The organism is Variovorax sp. WDL1, from assembly GCF_001541225.1.
Taxonomy (GTDB): domain Bacteria; phylum Pseudomonadota; class Gammaproteobacteria; order Burkholderiales; family Burkholderiaceae_C; genus Variovorax.
Map to the genome: position 1 here is coordinate 181,121 of NZ_LMTS01000163.1, position 22,314 is coordinate 203,434.

The 22,314-nt window shown below is 66.5% G+C and carries 25 protein-coding genes; 9 read left to right on the forward strand and 16 right to left on the reverse strand.

Features of this window, described 5'->3' with window-relative positions; translation table 11 throughout:
• From APY03_RS22585 to APY03_RS41710, 6 genes are all read left to right on the forward strand, one after another.
• Positions 1-3,207 carry a phage tail protein gene (locus tag APY03_RS22585; RefSeq protein ID WP_162487170.1) on the forward strand — a complete coding sequence of 1,069 codons (3,207 nt, stop codon included), beginning with the start codon at positions 1-3 and terminating at the stop codon, positions 3,205-3,207.
• On the forward strand, positions 3,204-5,258 hold the full coding sequence (locus APY03_RS22590) for a beta strand repeat-containing protein (RefSeq protein ID WP_068680229.1): 2,055 nt from the start codon (positions 3,204-3,206) through the stop codon (positions 5,256-5,258). Before APY03_RS22585 ends, APY03_RS22590 begins: the two co-directional genes overlap by 4 nt.
• 10 nt (positions 5,259-5,268) lie before the next feature.
• Positions 5,269-5,952 carry a hypothetical protein gene (locus APY03_RS22595; RefSeq protein WP_146039661.1) on the forward strand — a complete coding sequence of 228 codons (684 nt, stop codon included), beginning with the start codon at positions 5,269-5,271 and terminating at the stop codon, positions 5,950-5,952.
• Between the two features lie 335 nt (positions 5,953-6,287).
• Complete coding sequence (locus APY03_RS22600) at positions 6,288-6,767, forward strand: hypothetical protein (RefSeq protein ID WP_102906089.1); 480 nt, start codon at positions 6,288-6,290, stop codon at positions 6,765-6,767.
• Between the two features lie 7 nt (positions 6,768-6,774).
• Positions 6,775-7,044, forward strand: a complete 270-nt coding sequence (locus tag APY03_RS22605; protein ID WP_068680235.1) for a hypothetical protein — start codon at positions 6,775-6,777, stop codon at positions 7,042-7,044.
• A gap of 95 nt (positions 7,045-7,139) precedes the next feature.
• Positions 7,140-7,847: a hypothetical protein gene (locus tag APY03_RS41710; RefSeq protein WP_232081240.1), complete on the forward strand. Its 708-nt coding sequence runs from the start codon at positions 7,140-7,142 to the stop codon at positions 7,845-7,847.
• 262 nt (positions 7,848-8,109) lie between these two features.
• Here APY03_RS41710 and APY03_RS22615 read toward each other — a convergent pair whose 3' ends face one another.
• The 6 genes from APY03_RS22615 to APY03_RS41715 form a co-directional block, all read right to left on the reverse strand.
• Complete coding sequence (locus APY03_RS22615; protein WP_068680239.1) at positions 8,110-8,373, reverse strand: DUF5985 family protein; 264 nt, start codon at positions 8,371-8,373, stop codon at positions 8,110-8,112.
• A gap of 11 nt (positions 8,374-8,384) precedes the next feature.
• Positions 8,385-8,645, reverse strand: coding sequence for a DUF5985 family protein (locus APY03_RS22620; protein WP_068680241.1), 261 nt, complete (start codon positions 8,643-8,645; stop codon positions 8,385-8,387).
• 4 nt (positions 8,646-8,649) lie between these two features.
• Positions 8,650-9,069, reverse strand: a complete 420-nt coding sequence (locus tag APY03_RS22625; protein WP_146039663.1) for a hypothetical protein — start codon at positions 9,067-9,069, stop codon at positions 8,650-8,652.
• Between the two features lie 182 nt (positions 9,070-9,251).
• Positions 9,252-9,614, reverse strand: a complete 363-nt coding sequence (locus tag APY03_RS22630; RefSeq protein WP_068680243.1) for a response regulator — start codon at positions 9,612-9,614, stop codon at positions 9,252-9,254.
• A gap of 118 nt (positions 9,615-9,732) precedes the next feature.
• Positions 9,733-10,029, reverse strand: coding sequence for a hypothetical protein (locus APY03_RS22635; protein WP_068680245.1), 297 nt, complete (start codon positions 10,027-10,029; stop codon positions 9,733-9,735).
• A gap of 421 nt (positions 10,030-10,450) precedes the next feature.
• Positions 10,451-10,612 (reverse strand): hypothetical protein, encoded by a 162-nt coding sequence (locus tag APY03_RS41715; protein ID WP_157103444.1) that lies wholly within the window; start codon positions 10,610-10,612, stop codon positions 10,451-10,453.
• 148 nt (positions 10,613-10,760) lie between these two features.
• Between APY03_RS41715 and APY03_RS22640 the strand changes: the two genes are divergently transcribed.
• Positions 10,761-10,961 (forward strand): hypothetical protein, encoded by a 201-nt coding sequence (locus tag APY03_RS22640; RefSeq protein WP_068680246.1) that lies wholly within the window; start codon positions 10,761-10,763, stop codon positions 10,959-10,961.
• Positions 10,962-10,987: 26 nt separating this feature from the next.
• Here the strand turns inward: APY03_RS22640 and APY03_RS22645 are convergent, their stop codons facing one another.
• The 8 genes from APY03_RS22645 to APY03_RS22680 are packed head-to-tail and all read right to left on the reverse strand — an operon-like array spanning position 10,988 to position 17,996.
• Positions 10,988-12,292: an MSMEG_0569 family flavin-dependent oxidoreductase gene (locus APY03_RS22645; protein ID WP_068680248.1), complete on the reverse strand. Its 1,305-nt coding sequence runs from the start codon at positions 12,290-12,292 to the stop codon at positions 10,988-10,990.
• Between the two features lie 58 nt (positions 12,293-12,350).
• Positions 12,351-12,635 carry an MSMEG_0570 family nitrogen starvation response protein gene (locus APY03_RS22650; RefSeq protein ID WP_068680250.1) on the reverse strand — a complete coding sequence of 95 codons (285 nt, stop codon included), beginning with the start codon at positions 12,633-12,635 and terminating at the stop codon, positions 12,351-12,353.
• 15 nt (positions 12,636-12,650) lie between these two features.
• A complete protein-coding gene (locus tag APY03_RS22655; protein ID WP_068680252.1) occupies positions 12,651-13,856 on the reverse strand; it encodes an MSMEG_0565 family glycosyltransferase in 1,206 nt (401 codons plus the stop codon).
• Positions 13,849-14,856: a sll0787 family AIR synthase-like protein gene (locus tag APY03_RS22660; protein ID WP_068680254.1), complete on the reverse strand. Its 1,008-nt coding sequence runs from the start codon at positions 14,854-14,856 to the stop codon at positions 13,849-13,851. Before APY03_RS22660 ends, APY03_RS22655 begins: the two co-directional genes overlap by 8 nt.
• Positions 14,853-15,413 carry an MSMEG_0567/Sll0786 family nitrogen starvation N-acetyltransferase gene (locus tag APY03_RS22665; protein WP_068680256.1) on the reverse strand — a complete coding sequence of 187 codons (561 nt, stop codon included), beginning with the start codon at positions 15,411-15,413 and terminating at the stop codon, positions 14,853-14,855. The genes APY03_RS22660 and APY03_RS22665 overlap by 4 nt, the downstream gene beginning before the upstream one ends.
• Positions 15,414-15,416: 3 nt before the next feature.
• Positions 15,417-16,487 (reverse strand): MSMEG_0568 family radical SAM protein, encoded by a 1,071-nt coding sequence (locus APY03_RS22670; protein WP_068680258.1) that lies wholly within the window; start codon positions 16,485-16,487, stop codon positions 15,417-15,419.
• Entirely contained in the window at positions 16,450-17,499 is a 1,050-nt protein-coding gene (locus APY03_RS22675) for a Nit6803 family nitrilase (protein ID WP_068680260.1), read from the reverse strand. The genes APY03_RS22670 and APY03_RS22675 overlap by 38 nt, the downstream gene beginning before the upstream one ends.
• Positions 17,500-17,513: 14 nt before the next feature.
• Positions 17,514-17,996, reverse strand: coding sequence for an MSMEG_0572/Sll0783 family nitrogen starvation response protein (locus tag APY03_RS22680; protein ID WP_068680262.1), 483 nt, complete (start codon positions 17,994-17,996; stop codon positions 17,514-17,516).
• Between the two features lie 339 nt (positions 17,997-18,335).
• Between APY03_RS22680 and APY03_RS22685 the strand changes: the two genes are divergently transcribed.
• Positions 18,336-19,766 (forward strand): aminotransferase-like domain-containing protein, encoded by a 1,431-nt coding sequence (locus APY03_RS22685; protein ID WP_068680264.1) that lies wholly within the window; start codon positions 18,336-18,338, stop codon positions 19,764-19,766.
• A 15-nt stretch (positions 19,767-19,781) separates the two neighbouring features.
• On the opposite strand, the gene APY03_RS22690 is transcribed toward APY03_RS22685, so the two are convergent.
• Entirely contained in the window at positions 19,782-20,573 is a 792-nt protein-coding gene (locus APY03_RS22690; protein WP_068680266.1) for an SDR family oxidoreductase, read from the reverse strand.
• 122 nt (positions 20,574-20,695) lie between these two features.
• Here APY03_RS22690 and APY03_RS22695 point away from each other — a divergent pair, with 122 nt between their 5' ends.
• Positions 20,696-21,139, forward strand: a complete 444-nt coding sequence (locus tag APY03_RS22695) for a CBS domain-containing protein (RefSeq protein WP_068680269.1) — start codon at positions 20,696-20,698, stop codon at positions 21,137-21,139.
• Positions 21,140-21,198: 59 nt separating this feature from the next.
• On the opposite strand, the gene APY03_RS22700 is transcribed toward APY03_RS22695, so the two are convergent.
• Positions 21,199-22,215 (reverse strand): class I fructose-bisphosphate aldolase, encoded by a 1,017-nt coding sequence (locus APY03_RS22700; protein ID WP_068680270.1) that lies wholly within the window; start codon positions 22,213-22,215, stop codon positions 21,199-21,201.
• Positions 22,216-22,314 lie beyond the last annotated feature (99 nt).

The window sequence follows — 22,314 nt, forward strand, 5'->3', positions numbered from 1 at the left end:
ATGCAATCTGTCCTCGGGGTGGTTGGCGGTGTCATCGGCTCGTTCTTCGGCGTGCCGCAGCTGGGCTTCATCGCCGGCTCGCTCGTTGGCGGGTTGCTCACGGAGGGAGAAAAGACCGAAGGGCCGCGCCTGGACAGCCTCAAGGTTCAGGTCAGCACGTACGGCGCCGGCATCCCGGTGCTGTACGGGACGGAGCGCATCGGCGGCAATGTGGTCTGGTCCACCGACAAGCTGGAGTTCGAGAGCACGACGGACGTCGGGAAGGGCGGGGGGGCAGAGCACACCGACTATCGCTACTTCGTCCAGATGCGGATCGCCTTGTGCGAGACGCCGCGCGATGGCTCGACGGTGTCGCTCGTGCAGATCTTCCAGGACGGCAAACTGAAGTGGGATGCAAGGTCCGGGCTCCCGATCTCGACCGCTTTGGCCAGCGAAGAAAACCTGTTTGCCTTCTTCACTCTGTATCAGGGCCACTCTGACCAGTTGCCCGATGCCATCGAAGAAATCTATGCGGGCGGCGCGGGCTCGGTCCCAGCGTATCGAGGTGTTGTGTCTATCGCGATGCGCGCAATCGAGTGCCCGGGCGGCCGGGTGCCTCAGTTCTCGTTCGTGCTGTCGACCAGCTCCGCGACCGTGATCGAGGTCAACGAGCTCGCCGACGCGCCGGCCGGGGTCACCAGCTATCACGGCCAGTACATCAAGGGCGGAATCTGGCACACCAACAACACCGACGCCGACACGGACGGCAATGGCGAACTGGAGGTGTACTTCAGCCACTCAGGCGCGCCGATGACCCTGGAGCGGACGATCCCGCTCCTGTTTTGCAAAGTAGGGTTCAGGACCACATTCGCCCCGATCCCATGCCCCGGCACGCCGAATCCTACGGTCATCCGCACGCGCACCGACGCGAACGAGATGGACACGTATATCGACATCATTGATCTGAATGAGGGGACGCAAACGGCCATCTTCACCTACACCAAGGGGACGCTGGACTATCCGTTCCTGAGCAGCTCCTACGCAACGGCTGCCCACGACCCGCAGACCGGAAAGTACGTCATGGTGGGTGGCGGCACGACCGATCTGCAGACCAAGCCGGCAGTGATCAATCAAGACGGCACGATGACCACCTGTGACGTCGTCACGGGCACGACCGTTGGACCTGTCGGGATCTACGAAGATGCGGTCTACGTCGTCACCGTGGCCGGTGGGAGTCTCCAGATGGAGACCCGTAACGCCACAACCGGGGCCGTGCTCGCAGCCCCAGTAGTGGGGCCCGCGCTGGGCGTCAGCGACGTCTTCGCGCAAGCTGCCATCTTCTGCTCGAGCCAGGGTGTATTCGTGAGCGTGCCGACGACCAATGGTGTTGCCTCGCGCTTCTTCCGTGTGACCGATTCGGCGTGGGAGTTGATCTACACCGCTGACATCCTGCAGCATTACACGGGCGCCAGCGCGAACTTCTACAGCGACGGGAACATGTCGGTCGTTGGACCCTCGTCGGCTGATCGAAAATATGAGGTCGTGCGGCCAGCTGTGAGCATCTCTGACGTTCTGGTCAAGGACATCATCTCGGACCAGTGCGAGCGCGTGGGGGAGACGCGATACGACGTGAGCGCCATCCCCGACGAGGACACGATCCACGGCTACAAGCTCCAGAACCCGGCGAGCGCGCGCAGCAACGTCGACCCGCTGCTGACTGCCTTCGCTATCTTTGTCGTCGACGAGGATGGCCTGATCAAGTTCAAGAAGTACGAGGACATCGCCTCCGAAGCGACGATCAGCTATGACGAGCTCGGCCAGGCCGAGGATGGGGCAGATCCCGCTGACGCGATGCCGCTCAGTCGCACGCAAGAGATCGACCTTCCGCGTAGCGTCTCCGTCAGTTACATCAATCAGGACTTCGACTACCAAACTGCGACCGAGGCGGCAACCCGCCAGGTCACAGAGGCAAACGAAGATCTGACGATCGAACTGCCGATTGCCACCAACTCCGATCACGCCGCTCGCGTGGCGCAGACGATCCTCTTCGCTCGCTGGCGGCAGCAAAACACGCGGGCCATGAAGGTGTCCCGCAAGTTCGCCTTTCTGAGCCCGGGTGACGGTGTGACCGTTGAATACCCACGGGGAACGTCCAGGCTCTGGCGGATCATGAGCCTGACCGACACGGGTGCAGTGATCGAGATGACGGTCGAGCCAGGCGACGCCGAGTTGTTCACGCAGACCGCGATCGGGGCCGCAGGGTATATACGGCAAGGCGTTGACCCGCTGCCTGCGCCGACCGCACTGGAGATCCTCGACGGCCCGATCCTGCAGGACAGCGACAACAACGCCGGCCTGTACGCGGTCATGGAAAGCCGCGGCACGGGCTGGACCGGCGCTGAGCTGCTCATGGGCGATTCGGTGACCTCTCTTGAACCGGTTGGCACAGTCAGCAACGAGTCCGTCATCGGCTCCGCTGAAACGGCGCTCGGCGACTTCACGCGCAACGTCGTCGATGAGGTCAACCTGCTGACCGTCAACATCGGCGAGGGCTCGCTCTCGAACATCACCCGGGATGTCCTGCTCGCCGGCACATCGAACGTCGCGGCTGTGGGTGGCAATGGCCGCTGGGAGATCATCAAGTTTCAGCGCGCCGACAGCCTTGGGAGTGGCCGCTACATCCTGTCTGGCCTGCTGCGGGGCCTTCGGGGCACTGGCTGGGCCGCAGGGCTGCACCAGGTCGCGGACCGCTTCATCCTGCTCGGCACGGCCGGCACGCTGCGCCCGAACCTCGATCCAGGGGCCATCGGTCAAACCAAGATCTACAAGGCACGGTCCAAAGGCCGGAGCGCCGAATCGGCGTTCACGCGCTCCTATGCGAACACGGCCGAGGGCCTCAAACCCTTCAGCCCTGTCGATCTGCGCAAGAGCATCTCCAGCAACAACATCACGTTGACGTGGGGCCGGCGTTCGCGTCTTGTCGACAACGTGCTGTCCACGGGCGTGATCCCCCTCGGCGAATCGCTCGAGCGCTATGACGTGGTGATCTACAGCGATGGCACGTTCACCACGATCAAGCGCGTCCTCTCTGTTTTCTCCGCCTCGGCCGTCTACACCAGCGCCGAGCAGATCGCGGATTTCGGTTCCAACCAATCGACGCTCTATGTCCGCGTCTATCAGCTCAGCGACACCATCGGTCGCGGGCACGAACTTCAGGCCACTGTATGACCACCCTCCAGAATCTCACCGCCAACACCAACGCGTTCCAGCAGATCAACGAAAACTTCGATGCTGCGTCGCCGGCCGGCATGTACGGCAAGCGCGCGCCCGGGACCTCGGGGCTGACCTGGGCCTACTACGGCGGGCGCGGCTTCGGGAACACGATCGCAGACGGCGCTGTGACGCTCACGGCCAGCGTGACGAACTACGTCGTCGCCAGCAGGTCCACGGGTGCCGTCAGCGTCTCGACGGCGATCACCAATTGGAACGACACCACCAACTACCTGCGCCTGTACCTGGTCAACACGAACGCTTCCACGGTCACCAGCGCGACCGACTATCGTGAGAGCTATGGCGGTGCGTCCTCTTCGGGCTTCACCGGGGGCACACTGAGCTCGGCTCTGAACGAGGCGCCGGTCGTCACCCTGGCATCGGCGGCGACCCTCAACATCGGTGCCGCGGCGGCGAACACGATTTCCGTCTCCGGCACGACCACCGTGACGGCCTTCGATTCGATCGCGTCGGGTGCGAAGCGCGTCCTGCACTTCCAGGGCGTCCTGACGCTGACCCACAACGCCACGTCGCTCATCCTGCCCACGGGCGCGAACATCACGACGGCAGCCGGCGATGTGGCTGAGTTCGTCTCGCTGGGCTCCGGGAACTGGCGTTGCGTCAGCTACATGCGGGCGAGTGGCGCGGCGCTCTCCGGTGGCAGTTCCTTCACCGGTGGCACGCTGACCAGCGCGCTCAACGAAGCGCCTCAGGTGACGATCGCATCGGCTGCCACGGTCAACATTGGTGCGGCAGCCGCGAACAGCGTCAGCATCAGCGGCACCACCACGATCACGGCTTTTGACTCGATCGCGTCGGGCGCGGTGCGCAGGCTGGTCTTCCAGGGCGCGCTGACCTTCACGCACAACGCAACGAGCTTGATCCTGCCAGGCGGCGCGAACATCACCTCGGCAGCCGGTGACGTCGCTTGGATGGAGTCGCTCGGGTCCGGCAATTGGCGGTGTGTGGGCTATCACAAGGCCAACGGCCAGGCCGTGGCGAGTAGTGGGGGCGGAAGCCTGACGAACTGGACCGAAGCGGTCAGCTCGGCCGCGCCGAACAACGTCATCCCGGCAGTTTCGTTCACGGCCACAAATGCCGCTACGAACGTCGACGCGGTGCTTGTTCCCAAGGGGACCGGCTCGATCCTGGCCAACGTACCTGATAGCGCGTCTACAGGCGGCAACAAGCGCGGCACTCGCGCTGTCGATCTGCAGCTGGAGCGGTCTGCGGCGGCTCAAGTAGCCTCGGGAACGAATGCCGTGATTGGGGGCGGGCGAAACAACACGTCGCTTCAAGCCTATGGGACGGTCGCCGGTGGTGATGGGAACGCAGCCAACGGCGCCGGCAGCCGATCCGCGATCGGGGGCGGTGGCGGGAACACTGCAAGCGGCAGCTATTCGACCATCCCGGGCGGCCTCAACTGCGTCGCGAGCGCGAACTACGCGCATGCGAGCGGCAGCACTTGCACTGCCAGCGCCGACTATTCGCAAGCCGGCGGCTTCACCTGCACGGCGGACGGTGTGGGCTCCAGGGCTGCCGGACAGTTTGCAGTCACGCGCGGCCTGCGCGGCGCCGATTCCTTCGCCGGAGGACGGCGGACAGCGTCCGGTGACGCGCAGCGGCGATCGGTGATGCTGTTCCGTACTACGACTGATGGCTCTGCGACCCAGTTGACGACTGACGGCGCCGCGCCAAGTGGATCTTCGAACCAACTCAACCTTCCGAGCGCGCTTGCGTTCAAGGTGCAGGGGCAGGTGATCGCCATGCGCAGCGACGGCTCGGTGGCGGCATGGGACGTGTCGTTCATCGCAAAGCGCGTGGGCACGACGACCTCAATCGTTGGCACGCCGACCATCACCAGCGCGGGCAACGATGGCACCGCCACCGGCTACACGCTTGCGATAGCCGCGGACGACACGAACGACGTGGTGCAGATCACGGCGACCGGCACCGCGGGGCACACGGCCTATTGGGTGGCTGAGCTCACGTCGCTGGAAGTGGGTTGAAGTGACCACCATGAAGACCACCACACCCAAAGAGAAGGCGCTCGCGAAAGTGCGCGCTGCGCAGAAAAAGGCCGACATCGTGAGCAAGGCGTTCGGGCCGCCGCCGAGTGGCAACGTTGCCACTACGGCGCAACCCGTGCTCAATGTGCAGGTCGAGCCAGGACAGACCGACGCACGGGCATTGATCAACGCCAATTTCAGCCCGGCAGTCGGCGCCTCTCTGGTTGCCCTCGATCTGACGCACGCCGACTCGAAGCTTGATCTGACCACCGCGGCCGCATATTTCAAGGCGGCTGGCACTGAGGCGGCTGGCGGCGACCTGTCCAAGTCGCAGGAGGTGCTGGCGATCCAGGTGCGAACGTTGGATCTGCTGTTCAACTACTTCCTGCGCAGGGGGGCGGTGCAGCCGAACTTCGAGGTCAAGGAGTCGTATTTGCGCTTGGCACTGAAGGCTCAAAGCCAGTGTCGTACCACGGTCGAATCGCTGGCGGTCATTCAGCAGGGCCCGGCCATCTTCGCCAAGAACGCCAACATCAACAACGGGCAGCAGCAGGTGAACAACGGTGTACCTGCGCCAGCTGCACCCAAGGCCATCGACGCGTCGCCGACTGAGGTCCTGCAGCCGGTGCCTGCACGCGCGCGCAAGCAAAAAGCGAAAGTGACAAATCAAACTATTGGAGCGGTCTCGAAATGAACGGCTGGACGCCCGAGCGCCGCGCGCGCCAGGCGGCCGCCATCAGAGCGTGGCGACCGTGGGAGAAGTCCACCGGCCCGCGGACGGAAGCGGGTAAGGCGAAAGTTTCGCGCAACGCCGATCGAGGAGGGCAGCGCGCATTTCTGCGCGAGGTGCGCAAGTTTCTGAGGGACTGTCGGCTACCTTGAGGGCAGCCGGACGGTTTAGCATCGGGCTCCTCGAATTGGAGCAGAGATGAGCAACCCACAACGCGAATTCAAAGACTGGAAGCCCCTCTCGCCGCTGCCGCCCGCCGCTCCAGCACCGGCGCCTGGCCCCGCGCAGAAATAGTTGCGATGACCTCGGCCTCAGCGTTGCCGCCGCGGGTGCATGGCAATGCCGTGATGGACGTGCGGTTCGGCGTCTGCTACGGCGAGCTCAACGAAAGATTTTGGAGCCACTTCGACACCGCCCTGACGTTGCTCCAGATCACTGCCGGTGCGCTCGCGCTCGCTGGCGTGTTTGCGCGCGGTGGCTGGCTGACCGCCTTGGCAGGCATCGCCCTTGCGGGAATCAGCGGGCTGCAGATAGGGCTCAAGCCGCGCGAGCGATCGATTGCCTTTCGTGACACGCGTCGCAACTTCCACGACCTGGATATCGAATCGGCCAGCTTGGATCTCCCGGCGCTGGATCGACGACTTGAGTCGCTGCGGCGCGATGCTCCACGCGGCATGAGTTCCTTCCTGCGGCCTGCTGAGGATCGCGTCCGCCGGGAGCACGGTTACCCCGGCGTGGAGCTAACTACTTGGCAACGGTTTCTGTGCGTGCTGGCGTGACGTAGTCGTGAGCGTGCCTACCATTTTTTCATTCACGCTTTGGTCGTTCTTTTACGAATCCAAGGCGAAGATTCTTGGTCAACGGGGCACTGCTTGGAAGCTGATTCTTGAGCTTCACGAAGGTCAATCACCAGAAGAGGCCTGTGCGCAGCTCACGCTGGGGTTTAGCTTCGATGCGATCTTTCCGGGCACCAGTGTGGTGGAGTCCATGCTCGTTGTGACTGACGCCATCCGCTGGAGTATGCGCGCCGTGATGTTTGAGGCTGAGATCCGGTGACGGTTAGCATCTGCCACTCGAGCAACAAGGATCGGATCGGTGATGAGGAAATTCAAAGTGCGCAACAGCGCGGCAGAGCTCTGAGGGCAACAACCATGCCGTTCAATGTCGACCTCGATTCGGTCCTCAAACTCGCTGCGGTCATCGTCACGATCATCGGCGCGCTAGCCAAGCGCCAGATCGAGGGCCGAGCCAAACTGGTTTTCTATCTGGTGCATGCAGCGAGCCACCCGATTCCTCCCCCACTTCCTGCAGCGCAACCAGCACCGCCGTCCCCGGCAGATCCTCCGCCTGGCCAGCCCAATCAGGGCGAGCAGCAGCAGCCTCAACAAGCCGAGGCAGCACCGGCAGTACAGCCGGCGGCTCCTCCTACACCTCCGCCCATGCACGCTGCTCACACGCACGCGGTCGTCGTACGCAACGCCGGACGGCAGACAGCTCACAACGTGCGCATCGATCACAACATTCTTCCTCGCAGCTACACGGTCTACCCGCCCGTGCGCCACACGGTTTCGTTCCCTCAGCAGGGGGATGGGGCGGAGATACTGATTCCCGTGTTGGTTGCGGGCGAGCAGGTCACTCTTTCGTACTTCTACTTTCCGCCACTGACGTTCGATCGCATCAACGCTTGGGTCAAATGTGACGAGGGCATGGCGAGGCTAGTCAACGCCATTCCGAGCACCCCACCGCCGAAGGGCGTCCGCGCGGCCCTGTGGGTATTTGCCTTCATCGGGGCGGCGACGTCCGTGTACTGGTGCATCCGCCTCGCTACAGCGCTGCTCGGCTGGGATTTCCTGCTATGACTTTTCAATGTGGGGGAAGAGAAGGGGGAAGCGACGCGTATTGAGTCGGATGAAAGTCAACATCCATGCGGTCCACAGACCGACATTGTGCCGACACCCTCCCGCCAGCACTAGTTTCACGAGCGGTCATAAATGATCAGTGAAACGCTCAGAAGCCCCGCCAGCCGGGGCTTTTTTGTGCCCGGTTGTACCGCGCTTGACATGCTGACTTGGCTTGTCCACGCGGCGTCGGCCCGGGGACGAATGCCCGTCGCATCAGACCCTACGATTTCCCCGGCCGGTTCTTGTCCCAGATCGCCAGCAAGATCAGGCCATAAGCCAAAAGGCGAACCATGTAGTGCAGCGGCAGTTCCTCCTCGTTCCAGGAGGACGTGATCGCCATGTGCGTCCGGCTTGCGGCCTCGATGAAGAAGGACGCCGCGAAGAGCAGGAAGAACCGGTCCCGCGTGTTGGTCCAGTAGCGCAAGAAGAAGAGCGCGACGGTGAAGGATGCGACGGCAATCCCGCCTAGAAGAAATTGATGCATTGCCGCCTTCGTCAGGAATGGCTTTCAAGGACCAGGCCCACGAGCAGCAGCAGCACCGCAACCAGCGCGAGGCTCAGGCGCCACAGGGACATGTCCAACGAGGTGAACAGGAGTCTGTCGAGGATCAACAGTACGTTGTTCGCGGTCAGCCCGACGAAGCACAGGCCGCTCCACAAAAGCAGCCGAACGCGCCCTTTTGCGTAGCCCCGCAGCAGCAACGCAGCACACGAAAGCGCGGTGAGTGCGCATAGCCCATAAATCAACTTGTCCATTCTGCTAGCCCTTTCGGATCTTGAATGCGTCGGCAAAACTCTGCGCTGCCTTGCGACTGGCACCGTGAATCAGGTTCGTGATGCCGATCAGGTCGTCGGAATATGCCGACGCCAGGCGATCAACAAGGTCTGCCAAGTTGGCATTGGTCGGCGCGTAGCGGTATACGTCCTTTCGAGGCTCGCAGACCGACAGCAACCCGGCCAGGCACAGCGCCTCCAGCAACGCGTCAGCGGTCTGGGGCTGCACGTACAGCGCGCGGGCGACTTCCGCGACGCTGAGACTCGCATCGGGTCGGGCATGGAAGATCAGCAGTGCCTCCAGGAACGGAACCGAGGGAATGCTCGTCAGCACGAACCGTCTTACGTCTTCAGGAATCAATGGTCGGCCTTGTACTCGCCGCTCTCCGCCGTTCACGGGGTTCACCAACTGGGTCCCAGCCCGGTGAATCAATGAAGTGGATCGGTGCGGTCACCCGCTTCGGGTGCGCTGCGGCTATGTGGATGTTCGAACCCTGCGGCGCAATGATAGTGACCTTGGCACCGTGCCATCGCCGCGCGCGCCCAGCGGGAACTTGTCCTGCTCGACTATCCGATCCGTACGCCCGCCTAGGCCGACAAGTAGTCGAAGAAGGCTTCGAGCTCCGTGGACTTGTCGAACACGGCGCTCGCACCCGCCATCACGCATCGGCTTCGAATGTCCGGTGTTGCATAGTTTGTCAATACCACGATCCTCTGGTCGGAACGTCTTTCCTTGAAAGCCCTCAGCACGGTCAAGCCGGAGCCTTCCTTGAGAAACAGGTCCAGGATCATCAGGTTCCATCGCTCGGCGAAGCGGGCGGCCGCCAGGATGGCCTCGGAGGCGGTCTCTGCCGTCGCCAGGACTTCGACGTCGGCGAATTCCAGCAGCGCCGCAATCAGGTTGTCGCGAATGGTCCTGCTGTCCTCGACAAGAATGGTGGCCAACAACACGCCCGCGACCTTTCCTCTGGTTTTGTTTTGCCGGCACGCGCCGGTGCGAGTGTTCTACGCGTCGGGACGCTGGCGGGCATGTAGGCGGACTACCCGAGAAAGGTGGCGCGTCGATGCGTCAGCCCGCGGCGTTGTCCTCGTTCTCGCGGGACGCGTGTTTTTCCAGGGCGTCATTGACCTCCTCCAGTTGCTCGACGGAGCCGTTCAGACGCTTCTCGGCTTCGCTCGTCTTCTCGACCGCTCGTTCGACGTCGTCACTGCGAATCTGCTTGGAGACGCCGGCGTCGAGAACCTCATGAATGATCGCCAGCTCTTCGGCGACCTGCTTGACGGCTTCGGTGGCCTGCTTGTTCTTCTCCAGCGCCTCGTCGATGGGCGGCGCTGTGCCCTCGGCTCCGGAATTGGGATGGGGCATCGATCTCTCCTCTGGGTGGAATTGCATGGTAACGGCAGAAATAAACCAGAGCGCTACTGCCTTGCGATCGAACGAAAACCTGCCGGCCCCCGCGACATGAGGCGTCGGAGATTGGCCCCATTGGCACGGGGCAAAGGGGAAGAGGTTGCGGCTTTCGACTCCTTCTTCGAGCGAGCACGCCGTCAGCGGGGTCGTGGCGCTATTCGGGCGCAGCCGCTCGATCGCTGGGCGCGTTCTCGTCCGGCGCTGGACTTTCCTGCAAGCTCGGAGACGGGTTGACTTGCCGTTCGGCCTCAGCCAGCCGCTGGAGATGATCGATCCACTCGGCGCGAGTCGGCATCTGCCTGCGCAGGGTCGAGGAGGTGTCCAGGTTGCACCCTGAAGACAAACCGATGCTCCGTCCGGCGTTCACTGTGGCTGCCTAACGCCCGACGGACGCAGCGATGATGAGTGCAAGCACCAGGAACACCGCGCCGACGGAAGCGGCCTCGAGAAGGAGATCGAACCATGGCGCGCTCGCGACCGGAGGTCTGAACGCTTCGAAGCTGCTTTGAGAGGCATGCTCATCGCGGATCACGTTCATTGGTGGGGCTCCTCATCCCAGTGTCAGTATTCGAAAGGCGCCCCACTATAAAACAAGAGTACAAAAAATGGGAACTTTTCACATAGTTTTCGTTTTCCATCAGTTGCGGAGGTCCAAAGTATTACATTGAGTGATCACAATCCCTGCCATGAAAGATTCACGCGACACGAACCTTGGGTGGTGGACCGACAAGCCTGAGCGAGTGCCGCGGGCTTCTTCGTTCAACCCGATCTCCGGCCCCTTTCCTCGGCGGCGAACGGAAAAGGTGTGGATCAAGGTGGCGCTGATCGTTGCACTCATGGCCGGGTTCGGCTGGTCACTGCTGAACCTTGCCCGCGTCATGGCGTAAAGCAGGCCCTCCCGGCTGTTACGCCACTAGGCTGCGCGGAGGTCCTGCAACGCAGCGCCGCCGTGCCGCATGCGGCGCAATTCCCCCTGCTGCGCTTCGATCGCCTGCGCGAGGAAGTCCGCGTCGCGCGCCACCCCCGAGAAGCGGCCCGATCCCCAGGTGTGCAGCCAGGGCAGGCCCAGGAAATAGAGCCCCGGCTCCCGGGTGATGCCGCGCAGGTGCACCGGGTCCCCCCGGCCGTTGAAGACCGGCGCGTCCAGCCACGCGAAGTCCGGCGAGAAGCCGATGCACCAGATGACGCTCGTGATGCCGGCAGCGGCCAGGTCCAGTCGCGTGCGTTCCTCCGGCGGCTCCCACACCGGCGCATAGACCGAGGCCGGCGGCGCCTCGATGCCCTGGGCCGCGATGTGCTTGTCGATCGAGGCGTTGATGCCGTTGTAGATGCGGTCGGCGTGGTCCAGGTGTTCGCGCAGGTTCGGCTGGAACTGCAGCGAGTGCCCGTCGAAATCCGTCAGCAGGCCATACAGGGCCATGCCTTCGAGGGCGAAGCGTCGCAGGTCGATGTCCCGGCCGCCGTCGCGGCCCGTCACATAGTGGTTGGTGTTGTCGCGCACGCCCTCGCGCAGCGGATGCTCCGTCACAGGCATCTCGTAGTAGCCCATGTCCGCGAGCCAGTCCACCACCTCGCGGCCCCGGTAGAAGCGCGCGCAGCGCGGCGCGTTGCCGGTCGCGAGATGAACCTTGCGCCCCGCCAGGTGGAGGTCCTCCGCAATCTGCGCGCCCGACTGACCGCAGCCCACCACCAGCACTGCGCCCTCGGGCAACTGCGCCGGGTTGCGGTACTGGGCCGAGTGGTACTGCACCACGCCGCCCGGCAGCTTCTCGGCCAGCCGCGGCACGACGGGCTTGTGATAGCCGCCCGAGGCCACCACCACCTGGTCGGCCGTGTAGCTGCCGGCATCGGTCTGCACGCGGAAGCGCTCGCCGGCGCCTTCGCGCCAGACGCGCTCCACGGAGACGCCTTCGACCGCGGGCGCGTTCACATGCGCCACGAAGCCGGCCAGCCATTCGTTGATCTGGTCCTTGACCATGAAGCCGTGCGGATCGTTGCCGGCATAGGGCCAGCCCGGCAGCTGGCATTGCCAGTTCGGCGTGACCAGGCAGAAGGAGTCCCAGCGCTGCGTGCGCCAGGTGTGGACGAGGCTGCGCTTCTCGACCACCAGATGGTCGATGCCGCGCTGCTGCAGGCAGTGGCTGGCCGACAGGCCGGCCTGGCCGCCGCCGACGATGATGACGCTGTAGTGGCTGCGCCCGCCGTGGGGATGGGACATGGGATCACTCTCTCTTTGAATGAAATGGGAAGAGGGCTGAGGCCGCCGCTCGCCGGCTTCAGTCGAAGGCGACGACGAGCACCTCGGCATCGGCGCTGCCCGCAAAGTGCGACGCGACGTGCTCGATCTCGGCGAGTTGGTCCATGGCCTGCGAGCAGGCGAATCCGTACTTGGCACGCACGCGCTCCGACGCGATGCCAAGGGCCTCGCTGGTGCGCCGCAGGAAGTCGTCGAGTCCGTAGCGCTGGCCCGGGATGAGGAAGTCCTGCACCACGAGCGAGGGTGAGTAGCAGCGTGTCTCGCGCCCATCGGGCCAGCGCACACGGAAATGCATGACAGGCATCGTGTCCTCTTCTCTTCAGGCGAATTGCGCGGGCACTCGGCCGGCGGCCCCCGCGCGCAGCCCGGCGCGGTACGGGGCCAGGTGGCGCTCGGCGCTGGCCTTCCAGCTGAAGCGCTGCGCCAGGCGCTCGGCGGAGCGGGCGATGCGCGCCGGGTCGCGCCTGGCCAGCGCATCGGCCAGTGCGCCGGCGATGCTGGCCGCGTCGTGGGGCTCGGCCCAGCTCACGTCTTCCTCGGCGAGGTAGTCGACGAAAGGCGCGATGCGGGATGCCACCACCGGCACACCGCTGGCCAGCCCTTCGAGCACGACCAGCCCGAAGCCCTCGCGCAGCGAAGGCATCGCGACCACATCGGCGAGCCGGTACAGCGCGGGCATGTCCTCGTCGGGCAGCGGGCCGGTGAGGTGCACCGGCTGCAGCGGACCTTCCGCGATACCCAGGCGCTGCATCTGCGCGCGGAAAGCCTGCGTGCAGCCCGCGTGGTCGAGCAGGCTGGCGCCGCCGGCGATCACGAGCTGCGCCTGCGGGTGCGTCGCGCGCAGCAGCGCGAAGGCGCTCAGCAGGCGAACGCTGTTCTTGCGCTCCTCGACGCCACCGACGGCCAGCACCACGGGCGCGCCCGGCACGATGCCGAGGCGCCCTGCGAGCAGCGCGTCGCCGCGGCGGGCTGCGGGAGAAAAGCGCGCCGTGTCCACGCCGTTCGGCACCTCCTCGGCCGCGATGCCATGCTCGCGCGCCAGATGCTCGCGCCACAGCCGGCTGACGCACAGCACCTGGCTGGCCTCTTCGAACGCGATCCGTTGCCAGCGCATGAGCCGGGCATCGTCGAAGCTGTCGAGGTGGTGCACGGTGCGCACGAAGGCCTCGATGCGGCCGGCGTCACGCAGTTGCGCGAGCGCGTTGCCGCCGATGGAGTCGTGGGTGTGCAGCACATCGAAGCCTTCGTGGCGCAGAAGGCGGCCCAGGTGACGCACGAAGGCCTCGATGCGCAGGCGCACCATCTCGACCGTGTCGCTCGGCTCGCCGTGTACGGGGACGTGTTCGACGCGGCAGGGCGGCTGCCGGAAGAACGCCTGGCCTGGCGCGGCGGGCGCCATCACCGTCACCACGTGGCCTGCGTCGTGCAAGGCGCGCGCGAGCTCGAGCGTGTGCACCACGCCGCCGCGCGGGTTGACGGAATGCGTGAGCAGGCCGATGCGCAGGGGGCGGTCGAACTCAGGCATGGGTCATCTCCAGGGCGCCGAGAGCGGGCGGCTGGATGAAGGCCTCGCGACCGAAGTCCCACAGCCGTGCTTCCTCGCCGCCCGCGCGCAGACGCACCTCGCGCGAGCCGTCCACCTCGCCGATCGCGGCGCAGGCGATGTCGCGCGCCGCAAAGCGCGCAAGCACCTCGGCCACCCGCGAGGGCGCCACGCTGAGCACGAAGCCGTAGCTCGGAAAGGACGAGAGCCAGCGCATCATCGGCACGCCCGCCGGACGCGGCAGCGCGTCGAGGTCGATGCGCGCGCCCACGCCCGAGCATTCGAGCAGCATCATCGCGGTGCCCACTGCCCCCGCCATGCTGATGTCCTTGGTGGCGCCGCACAGGCCGTCTTCCGCCAGCGCCGGCAGCAGTTCCAGATCGGCGCGCAGCCGTGCGGCCGGCGCGCGGGTCGAGGCGTTCCAGTAGGGAAAGGGCTCCTCGTAGGCGCCGCGCAGGTCCGCCGCCATCACCAGCACATCGCCAGGGCGCGCATCGAAACTGGTCAGGAGCCGCCGCGCATGACCCAGGATGGCGACCGCGAGCTGGGGCCGCTCGCTGCGGTTGTTGCTGTGGCCGCCGACGATCGGCACGCCGTAGCGCGCGGCGGCCTCGGCCAGCCCCCGCAGCACCTCGTCGGCCGGATCCATGCCGCTGCTCCACAGCGCATCGACCACCGCCGTCGGCCGTCCACCCATCGCGTAGATATCGCTTACGTTCACCATCACGCCGCAGTAGCCGGCGAACCAGGGCATGCGGACGATGAAGTCCTCGACCAGGCCCTCGATCGCGAACAGCAGGTAGCCGCCGTGGCCATCCGGGATGGCGGCGCAGTCGTCGCCCACCGGCACGGCCTGCGCCATTGCCGCGTGGCCGCCGGGCAGTGTGCGCCCGAGGGCGGACACCACGTCGGCGATGTCGCGCTTGTGGGCGAAGCCGCGCGTGGCGCGCAAGGCCTCGGCGATCTCGGCGGCCCGCGTCACGACAGCACCCGAGCCCGCGTCACGAAGCCGCTCACCGGATCGTGGCAGGGCGGATAGAAGTCCAGCCCGGCCTGCATGCGCGCATGCGGGCGGCCATGGATGGCCGTTTCGTCGAGCACGCGCCAGCCCAGCTTGCGAAACAGCGGCACGTTCTGCATCTGCACATGGGCCAGGAAGCGCTCGCAACCCAGCGCATGCGCGCGCGAGACGGCCAGCCGGATCAGCGTCGCGCCCAGGTGCCCCTGGCTGCGGAAGGCCGGATGCACCGCCAGGCGCGAGCCCCACCATTCGCCCGCTGCATCGCCGCGGTGGATGCGCACCGTGCCCACCACCTGCTCCGGCATTCCCGCATTGCAGGACATCGCCACCAGCGGTTGCGCGTGCGTGTCGATCGCATCGCGGTCGTCGTGCGCGAAGATGCCCTGCTCGATGCAGAACACCGCGCGCCGGAGGGCCATGGCCTCGTCGATCTCCCATTGCTGGGCGGCTTCGCGAACGAGGTACTCCACCGGCGCGTAGTCCGCCGGCAGCTCGCAGAGGTCGTCGATGCACAGCATGGCTCAGGCCTCGTAGACCGACAGCGACGAGCAGGCGCCGCACTTGCCGCAGCCGGCCTTGATGTCGGCCGAGCGCAGCCCGGCCGCTGCCACCCGCGCGCCGAGCGGCGCCAGCAGCGACTGCATGAATGCGGGCGAGGGTGCGGGATGGTCTTCCAGCGGCGTGCCGCTGATCGGCACGAAGGGCACGACGAAGGGATAGACGCCGCGCGCCAGCAGTTGGTCGCAAGTGTCGAGAATCGCCTCGCGCGTATCGCCGAGGCCCGCAAGGATGTAGGTGCTGACCTGTCCGCGCCCGAAGACCGCCACCGCGGCCTCGAAGGCGCTCATGTAGCGCGAGACCGGCACGCTCGCCTTGCCCGGCATGATCCGCTCCCGCACCTCGGGCGTGACCACCTCCAGGTGCATGCCGAGCGTGTCGATGCCGGCGGCCTTCATGCGCTGGAACCAGCGGTCATCGTCGGGCGGCTCGCACTGGCCCTGGATCGGGAGCTCGACCGCCGCCTTGATCGCGAAGGCGCTCTCGCACAGGATGGCGGCGCCGCGGTCGGTGGCGTTGGGCGTGCCGGTGGTCATCACCATGTGCTTCACGCCGTCGAGCAGCACCGCGGCGCGGGCCACCTCCGCCAGTTGCTCCGGTGTCTTGCGCGCGATGGTGCGGCCCGCCGCGAGCGACTGCCCGATCGCGCAGAACTTGCAGCTCTTGCGCCGGCTTTCGTAGCGGATGCAGGTCTGCAGCACGGTGGTGGCGAGCACGTCGCTGCCGTGCAGCGTGGCGATGTGCGAGTAGGGCACGCCATCGAAGGTCTGCATCGCGTAGAAGCGCGGCTGCTTCGGAAAGGTGATGCTGGCGATCGGGATGCTGCCTCGCATCACCCGGCTCACACCGTTGGCGTCGGGCGGCTCTGCGGTAAAGGGCGAGCTCCAGGCGGCAGAGGTATGGACCGGCACCATGATCGTGTGGCCGTCCACCGTCACGGCCTTGTGGTCCGAGGGGCCGGCGCCGCCGCGCCGGCTGGCTGCACCGGCCGTCGGGTCAGCCAGCCGCAACCCGAAGGACTGGAGCTCCGTCATCAGTTGGCGGCTGTCCGGCAGGGTGGGTGTCAGGTTCATGGTCATGGCTCCGGATGGGGGAATAAGCGGGCAGGGCATGCATCGGCACGGTGGTCGCGGCCGGCCGGTCGTTGATGGCGAGCGAGAGCAGCTCGGGCCGGGCGTAGTGGCCGACCGAATCCATCATTCGCTTGCGCTTGGCGATGAGCGCGAAGTCCAGGTCGGCCACCACCATGCCCTCGCCCTCGGTGAGCGGCGGCGCCAGGTGCTTGCCCTCGGGCGAGACGATGGCCGTATGGCAGCCGCCGCGCAGGGCCTTCTGGAGGCCGGCGTCGGGCGTGACGCTGCGGATCTGCTCGTCCGTCAGCCAGCCCGTGGCGTTGACGACGAAGCAGCCGGACTCCAGCGCGTGGTGGCGGATGGTCACCTCCATCTGCTCGGCAAAGATCGGCCCGACCAGCGAGCCGGGGAACTGCGCGCAGTGGATCTCCTCGTGCTGCGCCATCAGGCTGTAGCGCGCCAGCGGGTTGTAGTGCTCCCAGCAGGCCAGCGCGCCGACGCGGCCGATGGCGGTGTCGACCACCTTGAGCCCCGCGCCGTCGCCCATGCCCCAGACCATGCGCTCGTGGTAGGTGGGCGTGATCTTGCGGCGCTTGAGCAGCAACGCGCCGTCGGCATCGAACACCAGCTGCGTGTTGTAGAGGCTGCCGTGGTCGCGCTCGTTGACGCCCAGCACCACCACCATGCCGTGCGCGCGGGCGCGCTCGGCCACGGCGGCCGTGACAGGCCCGGGCACGACCACCGCGCGCTCCACCAGCTGCAGGTGCGCGGGCCCCTGCAGCACCGGCGGCAGCACGAACGAGAAGTACGGGTAATAGGGCACGAAGGTCTCGGGAAAGACCGCGAGCTGCGCGCCCTTGGCCGCGGCCTCGTCGATGGCGCTGCACACCCGCTCGAGCGTGCCCTCGGGCCGCTCGAAGTCGGGTGCGATCTGCACCGCGGCCGCCCGCACGATGCGTGGACTGGAAGCCATCGTTGCGCCCCTGCTCAGAGCGTCCAGGTGTCGAGGATGAAAGCGTTCTGCTTGCGGTGCAGCAGGATCAGGTCCAGCACGTCCAGCGGATTGATCGGCCGGATGCCCTCGATCAACGCGCCTTCGCCGTGGCCGTACAGCGCCTGCAGCGCGAAGCGGCAGGCGTAGACCTTGCCGCCTTCCTCGATGAACTTGGCGATCTGCTTGTTGAAGTTCTGGTGGCCGGGGAAGGCCTCGTCGCCCAGCGTCGGGAAGCCGCGCTGCACCCCCAGCGTGACGCCGGGGCCGTACAGCAGGATGGTGGTGTCGAAGCCCTTGCGCTTCAGGCGGGTGGCCTGCAGCAGGTTGACGAAACCGATCGATCCTTCGAAGGCGACGGTGTGGAAGGTCACGAGCGCCTTCTCGCCGGGCTCGGCCTTGACGTCTTCGAACACCTTCTCTTCGTAGTCGACGAGGAACTCGCCTTTTTCGTTGCGGGGGCGGGTGACTTGGGGCATGTGGGACTCCAGTTGAGTGGTTGGAACGCAGGTCCTGCGCACCTTCTCTTTGCAGGCGATGTGCCAGCGCAGTGCGGGCCACATGCGATCAAGCTGCGATCAAGGCGCTGCGGCGCGGCCCTGGTGCATCAAACAAAAATCGGGGACCGCCGCGGGTCGGGCATTCAGGCGGGCGGTCACGTCCTTTGCGCACCGATGCGAAGCGCCCGGCATGCGATCAATGCACCCGATCAAGGGCCTTGATCGCACCCCTTCGAAGCATTCATCCGCTCTGGCGTGGGCACGTTTCCTGCGGCTCGAAGCGAGCCCCATGCAATCAATGGATGCGATCAACTTGCCATGAACCCGATCACCCCCCACTGGCGCAAGCAACTGCGCGGCAGCGCCAAGCCGGCCTACCTGCTGCTTGCCGACCTGATCGCCGAGGACATCCGCTCCGGGCGCCTCGCCGTGCGCGACCGGCTGCCCACGCTGCGCGAGCTCGCCACCGATCTGCAGCTCAACTACACGACCGTGGCGCGGGGCTATGCCGAAGCGCGCAAGCGCGGGCTCATCGACTCGCGCGCCGGCACCGGCACCTTCATCCGCTCCGGCAGCCCCAGCCTGCGCCTGCGCGGCGGCAGTGGCGCCGAGATGACGATGAACATGCCGCCCGAGCCGGACGACCCGCACCTGCTCGCGCGGCTGCACGACAGCGCGAGCCGCGCCTTCGCCGACGCGCACCTCTACGACCTGCTGCGCTACCAGGACTTCGGCGGCACCGCACACGACCGCGAGGCGGCGATGCACTGGCTGCGGCCGCGCGTGCCGGATGCAGCGGTCGACCGCATGCTGGTGTGCCCCGGCATCCACGGCGTGCTGACCGCGCTGTTCTCCCAGCTGGCGCGCCCGGGCGAGCTGATCTGCGTGGAGTCGCTCACCTACCCCGGCGTCAAGGCCATCGCGGCGCAGCTGGGTGTGCAGTTGCACGCGCTGCAGCTGGACGAGGATGGCCCGATCGCCGACGCCTTCGAGCACGCCTGCAGGACGCTCAAGCCCAAGGCGCTGTACTGCAATCCGGCGCTGCTCAACCCGACCACCGCGACGGTTTCGCGCACCCGGCGCGAGGCGCTGGCCGACGTGGCGCTGCGCTACGCCGTGCCCATCATCGAGGACGACGCCTACGGCATGCTCCCGCGCCAGTCCCCGGTGGCGCTCGCCACACTGGCACCCGCGCTCACCTACTACGTGAGCGGCTTCTCGAAGTGCTTCGGCGCAGGCCTGCGCACCGCCTACGTGTGCTCGCCGACGGTGCTCCAGTCACAGCGGTTGGCCGGCGCGATGCGCGCCACCACTGTCATGGCCTCGCCCATCACCAACGCGCTGGCCACCCTGTGGGTGAAGGACGGCACCGCCGAGGCCATGCTGCAGGCGGTGCGCGCGGAATCCGTAGCGCGGCAGCTGCTGGCGTCGCGACACCTCGGCGAGCACGGCCTGCAGGCGCATCCCGAAGGCTTCCATGCCTGGCTGCCGCTCACCCCGGGCTGGAGCCCGGTCGAGTTCGCCTCCTACCTGCGCACGCAGAACGTGGGGGTGGTGGCGAGCGCGGCTTTCTCCACCGATGGCGATCCGCCCGATGCGGTGCGCATCTGCCTGGGCGGGCCGATGTCGCGGGACGACTGCGACCAGGCGCTGCGCCTGATCGCCGACACGCTCACCCACCCGCTGCACCCCCATGCGACGGTGCAGGAGCGCGACCGCGGGGCCGTGGGCGCGTGGCGCCCGGGCTGATGCCGGGCGCCGGGCTCAGACCACCAGCGGCGTCGCCGCTCCGTCCATCGAAACGATGGCGCCCGAGATATAGCCCGCGCGCGGCGAGCTCAGGAACACGACCGCGTTGGCGATGTCTTCCGGGTTCGCGATGCGCCCGAGCGGCATGCGGGCCTCGGCATCGCGCCGCACCTCCTCTTCGCTGCGCTGGCGCAGGCGGGCGTCGGCCGCCAGGCCCTCGGCCATGCGCTCGGTCAGCGTCATCGCGGGATTGACCGCATTCACCCGCACCCCGAGCCGCCCGTAGGCGGCGGCCAGGCCGGCGGTGGCCAGCATCAGCGCCGCATTGGCCGCGCCGCCGGCCAGGTGGGTGGGCGTGGCGACCTTGCCGCCCATGCCGATGATGTTGACGATGGCACCCGCGCCCCGCTCGGCCATGCGCTTGATCGCGGGGTCCATCACGTGGATGTAGGTGAAGAACTTGGCCTGCATCGCGTCGTGCCAGGCCTGCGGCTGCAGCTCGCCGAAGGGCGTGCGCCGCGCCGCGCCGGCGGAGTTGACCAGCACCTCCACCGGCCCAAGGCCGGCTTCGGCCGCGTCCAGCATCTCGAGCGCCGCCTGTGCGTCGCCCAGGTCCGCGCTGTAGCCGCGCACCGCCGCATGGCCCTCCGCGCGCAGCTGCGCGAGGGCCGCGTCGAGGTGCGACTGGCTGCGCCCGGCCAGGCTGACCTGCGCGCCCTCGCGCAGGAACTCGCGGGCGCAGGCCAGGCCGATGCCGCGGCTGCCGCCTGTAATGAGGACGTGCTTGCCGCCCAGTTGAAGATCCATGGAGCCTCCGGAGTCGAGTTGCCGAACGGAAAGATCTTAGGGGAGGTCTTATGGGGGACTTGCCGAGCGCGCCCGCCCTGTGTTTTCATGCAGGGACAACGTCCTGTTCGGAGACACAAGCGATGAAGACCGTTGCAGAAATCCTCAAGGAAAAAGGCGACCAGGCCGTGCACAGCATCGGGCCCGACGCCTCGGTGTTCGAGGCCGTCGCGCTGATGGCGCAGAAGAACATCGGCGCCCTGCTGGTGATGGAGGGCGAGCGCATCGTCGGCATGCTGAGCGAGCGCGACTACGCGCGCAAGGTCGTGCTCATGGCGCGGTCGTCCAAGGACACCCGGCTGCGCGAGATCATGACGCCCTCCGTCATCTATGTTCATCCTTCGCAGAGCAGCGAGGAGTGCATGGCGGTGATGACCGAGAACCGCGTGCGCCACCTGCCGGTGCTGGACAACGAGGACCGCCTCATCGGGCTGATCTCGATCGGCGACCTGGTCAAGGGCATCATCTCGGAGCAGAAGTTCATCATCGAGCAGTTGCAGCACTACATCGCGGGTGAGCACGCCTGAGCGTTCGCCCCATCGCGCGAACAGGCGTAAAGCAGGCCCAAAAAGCCCCAGAACAGCCGCTAACCGGCGGCTTCCATCGACCCGCCGTATTCCCCCAGTGTTGCCGCGCTGTTCAGCCTGGCGCGCTGCAGCAGCGCCTTCTGGGCAAGCTCGGCATTGGCCGGTTGGCCCCGCCACGCCTGCATCGCGGGCTCCTGCAGTGCACGTCCGTAGGAGAAGCTCAGTTGCCAGGGTTGCGGCCCGAGCCGGTTCAGCGCGTCCAGGTTGGCCGTCGCCTCTGTGGGCGACTGGCCGCCGGAAAGAAAGTTGATGCTCGGAACGGCCGCGGGCACCGTCCGCCGCAGCACGCGCAGCGTCTGCTCGGCCACCTCGACCGGCGTGGCTTGCCGGGCCTGCGCCTTGCCGGGCACGACCATGCTCGGCTTCAGCAGCATGTGCTCGAGCGCCACGCCGTGACGGAAAAGGGCGGCAAAAACCTCGTGAAGGACGGCCTCGGTGACTTCCGCGCACCGGGCCTGGGTGTGGTCGCCGTCGATCAGCACCTCCGGCTCGACGATCGGCACCACGTTCAGCGATTGGCAGACCGCCGCATAGCGCGCAAGTGCCTCCGCGTTGGCCCCGATCGCGGCGCGGCCCGGCAGGGTGCTGGAGACGTTGTAGACCGCACGCCACTTCGCAAAGCGCGCGCCTTGCTGCTTGTAGCCCTCGAGCCGCTGCGCGAGCCCGTCGAGCCCGTACGTGATTTCGTCACCGGGCGCCAGCGCCAGCGGGCCTTTGCCCGCATCGACCTTGATACCCGGCACGATGCCCTGACGTGCGGCCAGCTGCGGCAACGGATCGCCTCCGTCGGCGCGCTGGCCGAGCGTCTCCTCGTAAAGGATGATGCCGCTGACATACTGGCCAAGTCCTGGCGTCGCCAGCAGCAGGCTGCGCCAGGCGCGCCGGTTTTCCTCGGTCGACTCCACGCCGATCGCCTTGAAGCGCTTGGCGATGGTCGGGCCGCTTTCGTCAGCGGCCAGGATCCCCTTGCCCTTTTGCGCGAGCTCGTGCACGGTTGCTCGAAGTTCGGTGGTCATGGCGGTTCCCCCGTTGAAGTCTGCCAGTCTCCGCCGGGCGCCCCGTCAACGCAAGTCATTTGTCGGACGTGATTGCGATGTAGATTCGGGGCGCCAACC